The 577-nt window shown below is 47.8% G+C and carries 1 protein-coding gene; it reads right to left on the minus strand.

Annotated features, from left to right (window positions below; all coding sequences use genetic code 11):
* On the minus strand, positions 1-533 hold a 533-nt coding region (locus R7Q11_RS28135; protein WP_225467223.1), incomplete at its 3' end, for a ferredoxin--NADP reductase.
* Positions 534-577 lie beyond the last annotated feature (44 nt).

A 577-nucleotide genomic window follows, 5' to 3' on the forward strand; every position in this document is an offset into this window, starting at 1 on the left:
ATTGGCACGTACTTTAAGCGTCCTTCATATCGGAATTGAAGATGCTCAATCAGGTATTTGTAGACCAAATCTTTTTCATAGCGAACACCATGCACCAGCACGATACGATCATTGTGAGGAAGCAGGTTAATGTCATCCAGCAAAGATAAAAACGGGCCAATGCCAGTCCCCGTCGAAAGCAACCATAGATCACTCGCTTGCTTAGGAATGGTGTCGTGAATGAGATCGCCATGCGCGGTTTCACCCACATAAATCGGGTCACCCGCTTTTAGCTTTTGCAACCTTGGAGAAAGTTGCCCTTGAGGATCTGCCACAATGAGGAATTCGAGCCACTCATGTTGCTCGCTTGGCGCATTAACCACAGAGTAAGCACGGCTGATAGGCTTGCCCTCATCATCGAGCAAAGCAAGCTTGGTGAACTGGCCGGCTTTAAAGGTAAGAGGCGCGCCTGAGACCCTTAAACTGAACAGCTCGCCAGTCCAGTCAATGCGTTTTTCCACCTTGGCTAGATTGAAACCTTTCAGCTCAGTCATGAGACACCTCCTATTTGGTTACTCTTAGTTAAACTTACGCCTTC

It is taken from the genome of Vibrio sp. 970 (genome assembly GCF_033339075.1).